The organism is Thalassotalea hakodatensis, from assembly GCF_030295995.1.
Classification (GTDB): domain Bacteria; phylum Pseudomonadota; class Gammaproteobacteria; order Enterobacterales; family Alteromonadaceae; genus Thalassotalea_C; species Thalassotalea_C hakodatensis.
Window position 1 is genome coordinate 2,477,210 of sequence record NZ_AP027365.1, and the last position, 13,928, is coordinate 2,491,137.

Here is a 13,928-nt window from a genome sequence, read left to right on the forward strand (position 1 = left end):
GTTACCAAGACATCCGACCACAGGAACCAAAGATGAGCAACAACTTCTACCAATACCAAGTTGTCACCAATAGAAAACAAGCGTTTGAGTTAAACAGTTTAAAGAATAAAGTTGTACTGATTATCAACACAGCAAGTGCATGTGGCTTTACACCTCAATATGCTGGATTAGAAGAACTTTATCAAAAGTATAAGGATAAGGGATTCGAAATCCTAGCCTTTCCGTGTAACCAGTTTGGTAAACAAGAAAAAGGTGATAATGAAGCCATTCAACAATTTTGTGATCTAAATTTTAAGATAAACTTTCCGTTAATGGATAAAGTGGAAGTAAACGGTGACAATGCAGCACCATTATTTACCTTTCTAAAAAAAGAAGCGCCAGGTATTCTCGGCTCTAAATCAATTAAATGGAACTTTACCAAGTTTCTTGTCGACGGTAACGGAAACGTTGTTAAGCGCTACTCCCCTACAACCAAACCAGAAGAACTTAGTCATGATATTGAACGTTTATTAGCCGTATAGTACTCCATAGATAGTCACAAAAAAGCCACCTAAATTTTAAGGTGGCAAAAAGCGTTTGAATATGAATTAAAAATTAACGCTTTGCATCTAGTGCCTGTTGAATGTTATCTAAGTCATCAACGGTAAACTCGCCTTTTTCAAGCAACTTCATGATAAGATCAGGTCCAACGTGACCAGCTTTTTTAATCTGAATGACCTTATGTTCTCCATCATGCTTAATTTCCTTGACGATTTTCTTAGCGATATTGCTACCAGAACTCTCTTCTTCGATTTCGAAAACAAAAACTTGTTCTGCGTTACCATCTGTCCAAGTAGAGATTGATTCTGAATTAGAATGTATTTTTATCATATCTGCATCGACATGAATGTTACCTAATTGTTCTGCTACCTTGTCGCGCAAATCTTCTGGCAAAACACTTAACGCACCTTTCAATGCAGTTAGATCATTAAGTGTCGCTTCTGATAACACTAAATCAGCAACCTCACCATTTGATTTTACGAAAACTTGAACGTCTTTATCACCATCAGCGATAACTTCAATTTGATGTTCTTTACTATCCGATGTAGACATGGCTATTGCAGACATGCTACTCAGAGCCCCTAATACAGAAAACGCAATGGCTAATGTCGTTTTATTTATAGTTTTCATGTTAATTTTCCTTTCAATATTAAATGCGATAATCGTTTACGAAAGGATAATAGCGAATACTATGCCAATGAATAATTTTCTTTATTTTACATGGGATTAATGAAAATAAGTTACTAATTAATCATTGAAAATTTCCTGATATCGGGAACCGTTATTCCTGATATCAGTCAACCCAGCAGGTAAGCAAGGCCAAATAAAAAGCATGCTTTATTAATACGTTGTTTTTATTATAATAATTTTTACGACTATCTTGGCATTATACTTGTTACTGTTACAACATAGTGGAATTTACATTTTTAATACGTTGGTATCTTATGTCATTGCGTGGCTATCTATTTTTACTTATTGGTGGGTTGATCACATTATTAACCTTGATTCAATTAGTGTTGGTGTATTGGATCGAAAAGAATATCGCGAAAGAAGTTGACTTAAAAGCACGCCAATACTCCGAACAAGTCATAGAGCTCGCGGTAGAGCAAATTAATGACCAACCAACAAACTTTATTGTTGAAACGCCCAAAGACAGCACTCATACATGGCAAGTTGAACAAAAAGTAATAACTACCGACGCTGAAAATACTAATGTAAAAGTGTATCGTTTTGAAGATAAAAAAGTTATCGATATAACAACGGAGCCTACTTCTAAGCCAAAAAGCCCAAATAATTCAAAGAAAACTCATCAAGAAAACGAGACGCAAGTACACATCAACAAAAAAATCCTCAAGAAAGAGTTCAAAACAATCATTGATAATATTCATCAACAGAATATCGACAGGCAAAGTAAGTCTCCCGATAACTTAAAAACGTTTATTGTAAAGTCGCCTAATGTTCATCAACAAACGTGGGTGTCTACAAGTCGAATTAGTGACAGCAGTAAAGCATTATTTGAAAAAATTCAACTTATGTTGATTGTTGTTGCCATAATTGGCCTGTTATTCGCGTTTTGGTTAAGCTCACAATTTAATAAGCCATTGAGGTTACTGACCAAAGGGTTTAAGCACTTATCACAAGGTGACTATAAACATCATGTTCCACAAGTAGGTATTAAGGAAATACGCACCACCATTGCTCATTTTAATAAACTTGTGCAACGTTTAGAACAACTTTCAAAAGCAGAACAACAGAACAAAGAACTTACTCACCTCGCTGAACTTGGAGAAGTGAGTCGAGGTTTAGCACATGCGTTACGTAACCCAATACACACAATTGGCTTATCGATTGAGCAACTTGAAGAGGATTCGCTTGATGTTGATCATAAACATAAACTACTCGCCACAATTCAACACAAGATACAGCATTTAGACAAAAGCATTAAGGCACTGCTAACGCTCACTGCCAATGGCATTTCACGTGATGAACATGTGCCGATATTAGCCGTCATACAAGATATTATTCTGGAATATAAATCGACCATACAAAAAACAATTAATTTTACCTTGAATGTGCAAGAAAACCTTACCATTAAAGGCGCTGAGTCGGAAATTAGAAGTATCTTACATACGTTGATAAATAACGCATGTGAAGCATCCAAGAGTGGTGATAACGTCACAATAAACGCTCAGAATGGTGAGCAAGGAATCGAAATTACCGTTAAAGATTGTGGTGTAGGCTTAGCTTCGCATATCAAACAGCAATTATTTCAACCGCATATCTCAACAAAACCAGAAGGTGCAGGTATGGGGTTATATATTGCCAATCGCTTAATAACATTACACTATCAAGGTAATCTTACGTTAACTAACAATCAAAAAATAGGTTGTACTGCATGCGCAGTCTTTGGAGTTTAAGCATGAATGAATTACCTTTTCAATTTCATATTTTAGTAGTCGAAGATGAGCCCGACCAGCGACAGCTTATCTGCGATATTTTGGTCGCCAGTAACTTTAAAGTCACAAGCGCCGACTGTGTAGAATCGGCAATTTTACTCACTAAAAAACAGCCATTTGATGTTATTTTTTCTGACTGGAAATTAGGTGAATTAACAGGCATTGATTTGCTCAATTATATAAGACATCAAGAAAACGACGTAGGGTTCGTGATAGCCACCGCTTACGGCACAATAAATCATGCTGTAGAAGCACTGCAAAAAGGAGCTGATGACTACCTTCCTAAACCTTTTAAACGACAAGAACTTTTGTTGACCATTGACAAAGCATTAAAAGCCAAACTTTTGCGTGGTGAAAACAAGTCATTAAATGCACAACTCAGTGAACAAAAACAACTAGTCGGTTTAGTGGGAAAAACCCCCGCAATGCAAGCTGTTTATCAACGAATAGAGAAAATTTCTGGTACTAATGCCACGGTATTGATTTTAGGAGAAAGTGGTACCGGTAAAGAGCTTGCTGCAAGAGCATTACATGACAAAAGTTCGCGTAAAAACGAAAAGTTTGTCGCCATTAATTGCGGAGCCATTGCAGAATCTATAGCAGAAGCTGAATTATTTGGCGCAGAAAAAGGTGCATACACAGGCGCAAACACCACAAAAATAGGTCGCTTTGAAGCAGCTAATAACGGCACAATTTTTCTCGACGAAATTGGTGAACTATCACCAAATTTGCAAGCTCACCTACTTCGTTTTCTACAAGAAGGAACCATAACTAAGCTCGGGAGTAACGACGAGATAAATCTTAATGTTAGGGTTATTGCCGCAACACACCGCAACTTAGAGCATGAGGTAAAAATAGGTAACTTTAGAGAAGATCTGTTTTATCGGTTAAATGTCGTGCCAATTAACATGCCGCCATTACGCGAGCGACAACAAGATATTCCATTATTAGCAGATCATTTTATCCAAGTACATGCCAAACAACACCACTGCCAAGCAACAGCCTTAACTGATGCAATGTACCGTAAACTTTTAGAATATCACTGGCCAGGAAATGTTAGAGAGCTATCAAACCGCATTGAACGATTTGTCTTGCTCAATGATGATACCGAGTTAACAGGTTCAAGCGACATCAAAAGCAATTTAGCAAACGATATACCCACTTTTTCATTACCGCCTGATGGGTTTAACTGGGAACAATTTGAATGTCATTGCTTAGCTGAAACGTTAAAAATGCATCAAGGAAATCGAACCAAAGCAGCTAAATACCTGCAAATGTCATATAAAGCGTTTTTGTATCGTCTCGAAAAGTACCAAATAACAAGCGATTAGATTGTTATTATAGTAGAGCATCTATAATGCGTTTTTTTTAATAACAAACTTGTATAAAAAACAACCAATAGTTGGCTAAACTTAATAGAATGGTTCAACAGACCGTGTAGAGTTTATAAGCAAGGAAAACGTACACCTTGTTTTTTCATGAGGTAAAGTTTATGAGCGCATTATGGAGAAGTCATGCCAGTCGATTAGCAACGTTAATTGCAGATAATAATGAAACGCAAGCACATTTATATTTAGAGCAGTTAATGCTTTTTCCGGTTGATATCCAAGATAAAATCATCGAAGACATTAGTCACCTCAGCAATTGTAATAGTGAAGCAATTTCCAATGTCATTTCAAACTATACGATGTTTGAACTCAAGTAAAAGTAATACGCCAGCAACCACTTAAACAGCTTGTTTATTATACTTTTAACTGTTGTTGGCGTAGCTTAGCAATTTCATCGCGCACACTTGCTGCTTGTTCAAATTCTAAATTTTGTGCGTGATCAATCATTTGTTTTTCAAGTTGTTTCACTTTGTCATCAATCTCGCTAACTGACATAACATGGTATTGTGCGTCTGATTCAGCAGCTTTAGCTTTTTGGTTAATAATTGCTTGTTCTGGTCTATCACCAACATCCATTACATCGGTAATTCTGCGTTTTACCCCTTGCGGAGTTATACCGTGTTCAACATTGTAAGCTTGTTGCTTCTCTCTTCGTCTATCTGTTTCATCAATGGCTCTTCGCATAGAGCCAGTAATGCGATCAGCATATAATATTGCTCGACCGTTCACGTTACGCGCTGCCCGACCTATTGTTTGAATAAGCGATCGCTCTGAGCGTAAAAAACCTTCTTTATCAGCATCTAAAATCGCAACTAGTGATACCTCTGGCATGTCTAACCCTTCCCTAAGCAAGTTAATACCAACTAATACATCAAAGTGGCCAAGGCGAAAATCACGAATAATTTCAACACGTTCTACGGTATCAATATCAGAATGTAAATAGCGTGTTTTAACCCCGTGTTCATCTAAATATTCAGTTAAATCTTCTGCCATACGTTTGGTTAACGTGGTTGCTAATACCCGCTCGCCTATTTCAACACGAATACGGATTTCTGATAGTAGGTCATCTACTTGTGTTTCTACAGGTCGAACTTCAATTTGAGGATCTAACAAGCCTGTAGGTCTAACGACTTGTTCTGCTACTTCACCAGAAGATTTCTCCAGCTCATAATTGCTCGGCGTCGCTGAAACATAAATCGTTTGTGGTGCTAGACTTTCAAACTCGTCAAATTTCATCGGTCGATTATCAAGCGCTGATGGTAAACGAAAACCATATTCAACAAGGTTTTCTTTTCTTGAACGATCACCTTTATACATCGCGCCAATTTGCGGTACGGTAACGTGTGACTCATCAATAATTAGTAGACCATCATCAGGCAAATAGTCGAACAGCGTTGGAGGCGCTTCGCCTGGCGAGCGTCCAGACAAGTAACGTGAATAGTTTTCTATGCCAGAGCAATAACCAAGCTCTGTCATCATTTCAATATCAAATTGTGTTCGTTGAACAATTCTCTGCTCTTCAATTAACTTATTATTGTCTTTAAGCTGTTTCGCGCGTTCGCCTAATTCTATTTTAATATTTTCAACAGCAGCTAGAATTTTTTCTCTTGGTGTCGCGTAATGTGTTTTCGGGTAAACCGTTACACGTGCTAGCGTGCGTTCAACTTGACCCGTTAATGGATCAAACTGACTAATTCGCTCTATTTCTTCATCAAATAATTCAACACGCAAAGCTAATCGATCTGATTCAGCAGGAAAAATATCAATCACATCACCGCGTACGCGATAGGTTGCACGCTGAAAGGCAACGTCATTACGCGTATATTGTAATTCAGCGAGTCGACGTAAAATATCACGCTGATTAATAATATCGCCCTGACGTAAATGTAACATCATCGTCAGGTATGAATCAGGATCACCTAACCCGTAAATCGCCGAGACTGAAGCAACGATTATAACATCTCGTCGCTCTAATAAAGCCTTTGTTGCCGACAAACGCATTTGCTCAATGTGATCATTAATTGAAGCATCTTTTTCAATGAAAGTATCGGTCGTTGGTACATAGGCTTCAGGTTGATAATAATCGTAATAAGACACAAAGTATTCAACAGCATTATTAGGAAAGAACTCTTTCATTTCACCGTAAAGCTGTGCTGCTAACGTTTTATTAGGTGCTAACATCATGGTTGGACGATTGACCGTTTGTATCACGTTTGCAACGGTAAATGTTTTACCTGAACCTGTTACCCCTAATAAAGTTTGGTGTGCCAAGCCATCTTCAAGGCCTTCAACTAACTTGGCGATCGCAGTAGGTTGATCACCATTTGGCGTATATTCGGAATTAATTTGCAATGACTTCATGATGAAACAGCCTTTGGTGCTAAAGAAGTGTCGTCGAATTGTTTAGAAAAGGCTTTATAAGAAATTGCTGCCATTATCACGTTTCCAAGTAATCCCCCAATAAAAAAACCTTCAATGCCGTACCATAAACTGCCTAAATAAGATAATGGCACATAGCAAACAAACAATCGTAATATGCTCAAAAATAACGCGACCATGGGCTTATGTAAGGCATTAAATGAGGAGTTCGTTAGAATGACAATCCCTTGAAATCCATATCCAAGTGGTAACACCCAAATAAACAATTTGATAATCTTAGCAACGTGTTCTTCATCGGTAAAAGTGGTCGCAATAAGTGGTGCTGACAACACTAAAGTAACATAAATAACTATTTGCCAAATCATGACAAATTTTATCGACGTTTTATATCCTTGCTGTACACGATGCATGTGCCCAGCACCGAAATTTTGGCTAATAAACGGTGGTAATGTCATAGATAATGCTAAGATCACTAAACAGGCAATTGACTCAATGCGTGTTCCTACACCGAATGCCGCGACTACAGGCTCTCCGTAGGTTGCAGCAATTGCCGTTAAAATAGCAGCGGCAATTGGCGTTAACATATTCGCCCCTGCTGCTGGCAAGCCAATATGTAAAATAGTTTTAGACGCTTTAAAAAAAGTACTGAATAAATCAAGCGTCGTGTGTATTAACTTGCGTTGATAACCAACAATATACAAGACATATGCAAGCCCAAATACCCATGAAATTAACGTTGCTAAAGCAGCACCTTGTATGCCCATCGCCTCAATAGGCCCAAAGCCAAAAATAAAAATAGGATCTAAAATCGCATTAATAATACCGCCAAGCCCCATAATAATACTGGGCGTTTTGGTATCGCCACTGGCACGTAAAATAGCGTTACCAATCATAGGGCCAATTAAAAACACACTACCTAAAAACCATAAATCCATGTATTGATGAATTTCTGGTAATAGATCTTCATTGGCACCTAATAATGTGAAAATTTCATCAGTAAACACATAGCCCGTATACGAAAGTATACCAACCACTATTGCCGCTAATATCAACGCTGAAGTAGCTGAGCACTTAGCAAAGCTATCATCCCCTGTTCCTAATGATTTAGCGATAACCGCTGATGTACCAATACCAAGCCCAATGGTTAAGCTAATAACGGTAAATGTAATAGGAAAAGTAAAACTTATCGCAGCGAGCGGCTGAGTTCCCAATAAGCTAACAAAAAACGTATCAACCAAGTTAAATGTCATCAGCAAAATCATGCCGTAAATCATTGGAATGGTCATTTGTTTTAAGGTTGGCCCAACAGGATCTGCCAAAAGATTTATTTGTCGACTATTTTTTTCCGCTACCATGACTTATTACTTTGTTACCACCACAAAATGTGAGCGTGTATTGTAAAAGATACTAAGAAGAGTCGCTATGTAAATATTAACTTTCATTGTTTTAGTTATATTTAATCAAACTGGATGAACATTTAAAAAATTTAAAAATAAACAGGACTGTGTATAACCCAACTTAACACACACATTTTGACTTAAAACACTGGTTGAACAAAAATAGCACAACAAGGCTAACGAACAACAAGAAAAACATATAACATATTGTTTAATAATGATTATTAAAAAAATAACAATTATTTACCACCGACAAAAAACTAAGTATACGTCAATGAAAACGTTTTATTACACTTTCATCCACGTAGTTATCCACAGTTTTGGTGGATAACTTCAATTTAATAAACACTTACAATTGATTGCAGAAAGCTTCACCGATCGTTGATGTCAAATCAGCCAGACTGAGCGGAAAACGAGCAAACGATCCATGAAATCAAATTTTTCTTCATTTTGGGTTGACACACCGACTAGCTGCCATTAATATTCCGCCCCGTTGACGAGATACAATCTCTTAAACATGATTCCCCTGTAGCTCAGCTGGTTAGAGCGGTGGACTGTTAATCCATGTGTCGTCTGTTCAAATCAGACCAGGGGAGCCACTTATTTATATGTAATGGCACTTATTTATAAATGCGGTTACTGGCGAAAGCCAAAAGAATTATTCCCCTGTAGCTCAGCTGGTTAGAGCGGTGGACTGTTAATCCATGTGTCGTCTGTTCAAATCAGACCAGGGGAGCCACACAAAGAAAAGCTGCAATTTATTGCGGCTTTTTTTATGTCTATTTTTAGAGTTTAAGGTTATCAACTACCGCTAGAGCGGTGGACTGTGCTCTTGTTAAGCTCGCATGTGCCCTCTGTTTCAATCAGACCAGGGGAGCCACACAAAGAAAAGCTGCAATTTATTGCGGCTTTTTTTATGTCTATTTTTAGAGTTTAAGATTATCAACTACCGCTAGAGCGGTGGACTGTGCTCTTGTTAAGCTCGCATGTGCCCTCTGTTTCAATCAGACCAGGGGAGCCACACAAAGAAAAGCTGCAATTTATTGCGGCTTTTTTTATGCCTATTTTTAGTGTAAAGGTTATCAACTACCGCTAGAGCGGTGGACTGTGCTACTTTAAAAACATGTTACCAACCTAACTGATACAAAGGTAACGTTTCTAATCGTGCATCTATCTCTTTTAACATCTGCTGATAATCTTGATTATTGATATCACGATACGTTTGTTCAAATTCAGCGTGGGATATCCCTTCGTCTAAACCTTCTATACTAGGGAGTAGCGTTTCATCGGTTATATTTAATAATAAAGATTGCGCGCGCTTAGCTTTATTTTCACTTGCAACTACTATCTGGGCAAAACGAGTACCAGCCCTATCCGCCATTAAATCGGCAAAACTAAAGCCTGAACCACCTCGATTACTGTCTAAAAATTCTTTGTATTCACCAATAGCATCACTAGCTCCCAAAGTACTGAACATTTGAATAGCCATAGAATAGACGAAATGTTTTTGTAAATCATTTCGTCCCCGCAATGTTGCGTTACTTCTCAATTTATTACGAACAACAAGCTGATCAAAATCATCATCGATGATATTTCCCACGAGTAATTCAAAACGATCAGCACCAAAATAAATAATAAGTGCCATCGCTGCAGACTGGTTTTGTACAGTGGTATTGGTATTAGCTATTGAGTTAGATCGCTGACTGGCAAGCGAAAATACTTCTCTAACATACCCAGCCAATGAAGCATTTGATTGTTGTTTTGCTGCATATTGAGCAATCGATTGATAATAAATAGCAATTTCCTTGGCGTTACCAAATAGCGATAAGTCATCTCTTAAGCGCATTAACAATGATTTATCATTATTTCGTGCCAGTAAACGCGTATCAAAGTACATATCAAACTCAACAAATGATTCACTGATAGACACACGTTTAATAATCGCCAACATATCATCAACTAGATTCGGCTGAATGAAAAAATCAGACATCAAACGCACCAAGGTAATAAAATGATGCCCGGCTAATGAAAGATGACCTATATTAACTTGTTCAATCATTAGCCCACGTTCAGAAGGCAACACCTTTATAGATACATTAAGGTATTTAATTAATTCAGGTAATGGCAAGGTCACTGACAATGAAGCATTTAATGCTTTGGGGGTTAGCGTTACATTGGCTGCAGATTGTGGCACAGCACGATGTAACAGTGCTGCTAAACCGTCTAGTTCATCTTTAGTTATTCGAACTTGTTGTTGTCCCTGCTGTTTAGCGCTAGTAATTAATTTTTTAACTAATTGTTGACTTTGCTTAGCTTTTTGCGCGGAAATTTGATGAAGCTGAACAGTTTTAGGCTGGGTTTGCAAAGACAACAATACAAGTGCACAAAAGGCAAAAATAAAAATAAACGTAAAAATAACAAAACAACGAAAGAGAGTTTTCAAAATACGATAACAGCTTGTTAAAAGTTAAGTGCTAGTGTACTAAAAACACAGCAACATTAAAGGTTAAACATCCAGTAAATCCCAATAAATAACGCGATCAAATTTAAAGGCAAGTTGCCGGTTTAATGATTTAAACGTTGAAACTTTACCTGCGTTTGGTGCGAAACATTGCCAAATAAATTGATGACAATTATTTTCAATCAAATGATAATTTCGATACTGATAGATTTGCTCAATTGCTCTTAGCGCGGCTTGTTCACTTGCTATAGGTTTAGCAGTAGAGTCGCATGCTATAAATACATTTTTTCCCGAACGCTCTTTAGTAAATCGAGCCAATGAAACAGGCTTTATCAGCCCTTCTCCGCCAAGTTCAATAATGGTATCGTCGTCTACCCAAATACCGGTATGATCAAGTACCCCACCAATTCCACAACATATTAGCGCACCAACAACGGGTTTCACTCGCTGCTCTGTTGCCATCAACTCAGATGGATATATAGCCACAGGCGATTCATGCCGATTTAAATCCCTAATACGTTGTGGCAATAAATATTTTAGCCGGCGCTGTTGTTGCTTTTTTCGATCAGTTGACAGCTCATTTAATGTTAACGCAGAAATTGCTGCCGCACCTAACCAAACTAAGGGTAATGGCATACTCCCTCCAAAATACGCAGTGTTTAATAACAAGATGACGACCTTTTAATGAAAAGGCTATAAAAAAAATGCAAGTAACTGTTTCATTGCTGGAAATAGTTGGCACAATAGAGTGTAAATTCACACTAAATCATTTAATAAAAGTAGTAAATAATGCAGAGCGTCAAAAAATCTTCCAAACTTAATAATGTCTGTTATGAAATTAGAGGGCAAATAGCGGCTGAAGCTCGTCGTTTGGAAGATGAAGGCCATAAAATTTTAAAACTCAATATTGGTAACCCTGCACCGTTTGGTTTTGAAGCGCCTGATGATATTTTAAAAGACGTTATACATAACTTACCTACCGCACAAGGCTACTGCGACTCAAAAGGCATATACTCTGCGCGTGTGGCTGTCATGCAGTATTTTCAACAAAATGGCATATTAGGCCTTAATGTCGATGATATCTTTATTGGCAACGGCGTTAGCGAATTGATTGTCATGTCAATGCAAGGTTTACTGAATGATGGTGATGAAGTCTTAATTCCTGCACCTGACTATCCATTATGGACAGCGGCAGTATCATTATCAGGCGGCACACCTGTACATTACCAATGTGACGAAGAAAACAACTGGTTTCCAAACTTGGATGACATTGAAAATAAGATAACTGAAAACACGAAAGCTTTGGTGTTAATTAACCCAAATAATCCTACAGGTTCAGTGTATTCAGAAGAAGTTTTACAAGGCCTTTTAGCGCTCGCAAGGAAACATCAATTAATTGTTTTTAGTGATGAAATCTACGATAAAATTTTATATAACGGTGCTAAGCATATTCCAACAGCCAGTTTAGCCAATGACGTATTAATTATTACTATGGGTGGCTTATCAAAAAACTATCGTATCGCAGGGTTTAGAGCTGGATGGATGGTGATAACTGGTCCTAAATTACATGCAGAAGACTTTTTAGAAGGGTTGAATATACTTGCCTCTATGCGACTATGTGCAAATGTTCCTTGTCAGCACGCTATTCAAACGGCATTGGGTGGTTATCAAAGCATCAATGAATTAATCAGCGATAATGGCCGCTTAATTAAGCAGCGTAATATTGCCCATAAGATGATAAACGATATTGATGGACTTTCATGCAATAGCGCCATGGGCGCACTGTACTTGTTTGTTAAAGTTGATGCTGAAAAGTTCAACATTACCAATGATGAGAAAATGGTACTTGATCTACTAAAACAAGAAAAAATATTGGTGGTCCATGGCAGTGCTTTCAATATCCCGCAAAAAAATTATTTTCGTTTAGTTTTCTTACCGCATAAAGATGAATTAATCCCGGCTTTAGAGCGAATAAAAGACTTTTTTTCTACCTATAAACAAGCATAAATTGGAGTCAATATGGCGACGCTAAAACCGAAAAAACAAAGTACGTTTTTAGCATGGATGTTCCGCATGCCGTTGATCAAACGATGGGCATTAATGTTTTGTGTGAAACCTGAAAACGTTGCTGAACATTCACACCAAGTAGCCATAGTGGCACACTTGCTAGCGGTGATAAAAAATAAAAAATTCGGTGGTAATATCAATCCTGACAGAGCCGCAACGATTGCGCTTTATCACGAGGCAAGTGAAACCCGTTATGGGGATATAGTGTCCCCTACTAAGTATGCAAACCCTGAAATTGCCCGAGAGTTTAAAAAGATTGAATCGCATGCTGAACGAGAATGTTTGCAATCATTGCCCGAAGAATTTCAATCGGTATTTTACGACATTATTGTTCAAGATCATGTTGAACCTGCTTACAAGGCACTTGTAAAAGCTGCTGACATACTTGTCGCTTACATTAAAGCGGTTGATGAGCTTAATCATAACAACCATGAATTTGATCATGTAGAAGAACGTCTTGGTCGTAAGCTAGATGATTTGAAAAAAGACTTGCCCGAGGTTGAGTATTTCTTGGCAACCTTTTTACCCGCATGTTCTGCTACGGTTGATAAGCTGGCAAAAGACGGCTAATGATTAATACAGTCGTACTTGAAAGTTTGGCTAATTTAAATGACTTGAGGCTGCAAAGGTGAATTAACGACAGTATTTTGCAAAGTCTGTAGCCATGATTTAGCGTCAAATTCTTTACGTTTTGTCGGTAATACGTCTGATTTTTGATGCTTTAGCTGACAATATAAGCTTGTATTTTCTAATACATTACTAGGAATATGACATTTATCATTTCTAAAAGCGATTGGTTTTTCCTTCAACATATTAGTCAAATGTATACTAGAAAATAAGCCTTTCTCAGCTAATTCTGCTTGGCCATATTGGCCAATTTGCGTAATCTGCGATAGCGCAAGAGGTGCTTTATCGGGCAATGAAAAATGACGCCTTAAGCTATCATCACTTACTTCTGGCTCGGTAATTTCATCATGGGGTAGATGAAATTGACTATGCATTCGAACATCATCAACCAGCATCGCTAACATTAATGAGAAGTCACTGTGCATAGGTTTGCGTACTGATTCATTCAGTCGTTGACCTAGTTGTGCTTCTTCTAATAACGGTTTAGTTGTGGTTTCAGTAATAGCCAAAGTAAGTTCACTACAATAATGCTGACAACTTACTATCGGCAAAAAGATGAGTTACTTTAGCGATATTTCAGATATTTAATAATAAAAAAGCATGCGCTAAAAAA

At 37.7% G+C, this 13,928-nt stretch carries 12 protein-coding genes and 2 tRNA genes; 8 read left to right on the forward strand and 6 right to left on the reverse strand.

Features of this window, described 5'->3' with window-relative positions; genetic code table 11:
* Positions 1 to 32: 32 nt before the first annotated feature.
* Positions 33 to 521, forward strand: a complete 489-nt coding sequence (locus tag QUE72_RS10865) for a glutathione peroxidase (protein ID WP_074500466.1) — start codon at positions 33 to 35, stop codon at positions 519 to 521.
* Between the two features lie 73 nt (positions 522 to 594).
* On the opposite strand, the gene QUE72_RS10870 is transcribed toward QUE72_RS10865, so the two are convergent.
* On the reverse strand, positions 595 to 1,170 hold the full coding sequence (locus QUE72_RS10870) for a hypothetical protein (RefSeq protein WP_074500463.1): 576 nt from the start codon (positions 1,168 to 1,170) through the stop codon (positions 595 to 597).
* Between the two features lie 314 nt (positions 1,171 to 1,484).
* Here QUE72_RS10870 and QUE72_RS10875 point away from each other — a divergent pair, with 314 nt between their 5' ends.
* From QUE72_RS10875 to QUE72_RS10885, 3 genes are all read left to right on the forward strand, one after another.
* Positions 1,485 to 2,957, forward strand: coding sequence for a sensor histidine kinase (locus QUE72_RS10875; RefSeq protein ID WP_286268985.1), 1,473 nt, complete (start codon positions 1,485 to 1,487; stop codon positions 2,955 to 2,957).
* A gap of 2 nt (positions 2,958 to 2,959) precedes the next feature.
* Positions 2,960 to 4,327 (forward strand): sigma-54-dependent transcriptional regulator, encoded by a 1,368-nt coding sequence (locus QUE72_RS10880; protein WP_286268987.1) that lies wholly within the window; start codon positions 2,960 to 2,962, stop codon positions 4,325 to 4,327.
* A 161-nt stretch (positions 4,328 to 4,488) separates the two neighbouring features.
* A complete protein-coding gene (locus QUE72_RS10885; protein ID WP_286268989.1) occupies positions 4,489 to 4,701 on the forward strand; it encodes a hypothetical protein in 213 nt (70 codons plus the stop codon).
* A gap of 37 nt (positions 4,702 to 4,738) precedes the next feature.
* Here the strand turns inward: QUE72_RS10885 and uvrB are convergent, their stop codons facing one another.
* Together uvrB and QUE72_RS10895 are read right to left on the reverse strand one after the other, a co-directional pair.
* Positions 4,739 to 6,745: an excinuclease ABC subunit UvrB gene (uvrB, locus tag QUE72_RS10890; protein ID WP_407704916.1), complete on the reverse strand. Its 2,007-nt coding sequence runs from the start codon at positions 6,743 to 6,745 to the stop codon at positions 4,739 to 4,741.
* The gene (locus QUE72_RS10895; RefSeq protein WP_074500452.1) at positions 6,742 to 8,118 is read right to left on the reverse strand and encodes an MATE family efflux transporter; all 1,377 of its coding nucleotides are present in this window, start codon (positions 8,116 to 8,118) and stop codon (positions 6,742 to 6,744) included. The genes uvrB and QUE72_RS10895 overlap by 4 nt, the downstream gene beginning before the upstream one ends.
* A 564-nt stretch (positions 8,119 to 8,682) precedes the next feature.
* Here QUE72_RS10895 and QUE72_RS10900 point away from each other — a divergent pair.
* Positions 8,683 to 8,759 (forward strand) — tRNA-Asn (locus QUE72_RS10900).
* Positions 8,760 to 8,822: 63 nt separating this feature from the next.
* A tRNA-Asn gene (locus QUE72_RS10905) sits at positions 8,823 to 8,899 on the forward strand.
* A gap of 387 nt (positions 8,900 to 9,286) precedes the next feature.
* Here QUE72_RS10905 and QUE72_RS10910 read toward each other — a convergent pair.
* The gene (locus QUE72_RS10910; RefSeq protein ID WP_286268990.1) at positions 9,287 to 10,603 is read right to left on the reverse strand and encodes a hypothetical protein; all 1,317 of its coding nucleotides are present in this window, start codon (positions 10,601 to 10,603) and stop codon (positions 9,287 to 9,289) included.
* Between the two features lie 63 nt (positions 10,604 to 10,666).
* Complete coding sequence (locus QUE72_RS10915) at positions 10,667 to 11,257, reverse strand: hypothetical protein (RefSeq protein ID WP_286268991.1); 591 nt, start codon at positions 11,255 to 11,257, stop codon at positions 10,667 to 10,669.
* A gap of 153 nt (positions 11,258 to 11,410) precedes the next feature.
* Here QUE72_RS10915 and QUE72_RS10920 point away from each other — a divergent pair, with 153 nt between their 5' ends.
* Positions 11,411 to 12,628 carry a pyridoxal phosphate-dependent aminotransferase gene (locus QUE72_RS10920; RefSeq protein WP_286268993.1) on the forward strand — a complete coding sequence of 406 codons (1,218 nt, stop codon included), beginning with the start codon at positions 11,411 to 11,413 and terminating at the stop codon, positions 12,626 to 12,628.
* A gap of 12 nt (positions 12,629 to 12,640) precedes the next feature.
* Positions 12,641 to 13,258: a 5'-deoxynucleotidase gene (gene yfbR / locus QUE72_RS10925; protein ID WP_074496674.1), complete on the forward strand. Its 618-nt coding sequence runs from the start codon at positions 12,641 to 12,643 to the stop codon at positions 13,256 to 13,258.
* Between the two features lie 35 nt (positions 13,259 to 13,293).
* On the opposite strand, the gene QUE72_RS10930 is transcribed toward yfbR, so the two are convergent.
* Positions 13,294 to 13,824 carry a VC2046/SO_2500 family protein gene (locus QUE72_RS10930; RefSeq protein WP_286268994.1) on the reverse strand — a complete coding sequence of 177 codons (531 nt, stop codon included), beginning with the start codon at positions 13,822 to 13,824 and terminating at the stop codon, positions 13,294 to 13,296.
* Positions 13,825 to 13,928: the final 104 nt, after the last annotated feature.

Bases quoted from the DNA above. Each gene is read 5' to 3' on its own strand.
- QUE72_RS10880 (WP_286268987.1), top strand. From the start codon at position 2,960: ATGAATGAATTACCTTTTCAATTTCATATTTTAGTAGTCGAAGATGAG.
- QUE72_RS10915 (WP_286268991.1), bottom strand. From the start codon at position 11,257: ATGCCATTACCCTTAGTTTGGTTAGGTGCGGCAGCAATTTCTGCGTTA.
- QUE72_RS10870 (WP_074500463.1), bottom strand. From the start codon at position 1,170: ATGAAAACTATAAATAAAACGACATTAGCCATTGCGTTTTCTGTATTA.
- QUE72_RS10920 (WP_286268993.1), top strand. From the start codon at position 11,411: ATGCAGAGCGTCAAAAAATCTTCCAAACTTAATAATGTCTGTTATGAA.
- QUE72_RS10885 (WP_286268989.1), top strand. From the start codon at position 4,489: ATGAGCGCATTATGGAGAAGTCATGCCAGTCGATTAGCAACGTTAATT.
- QUE72_RS10875 (WP_286268985.1), top strand. From the start codon at position 1,485: ATGTCATTGCGTGGCTATCTATTTTTACTTATTGGTGGGTTGATCACA.
- uvrB (WP_407704916.1), bottom strand. From the start codon at position 6,745: ATGAAGTCATTGCAAATTAATTCCGAATATACGCCAAATGGTGATCAA.
- yfbR (WP_074496674.1), top strand. From the start codon at position 12,641: ATGGCGACGCTAAAACCGAAAAAACAAAGTACGTTTTTAGCATGGATG.
- QUE72_RS10895 (WP_074500452.1), bottom strand. From the start codon at position 8,118: ATGGTAGCGGAAAAAAATAGTCGACAAATAAATCTTTTGGCAGATCCT.
- QUE72_RS10865 (WP_074500466.1), top strand. From the start codon at position 33: ATGAGCAACAACTTCTACCAATACCAAGTTGTCACCAATAGAAAACAA.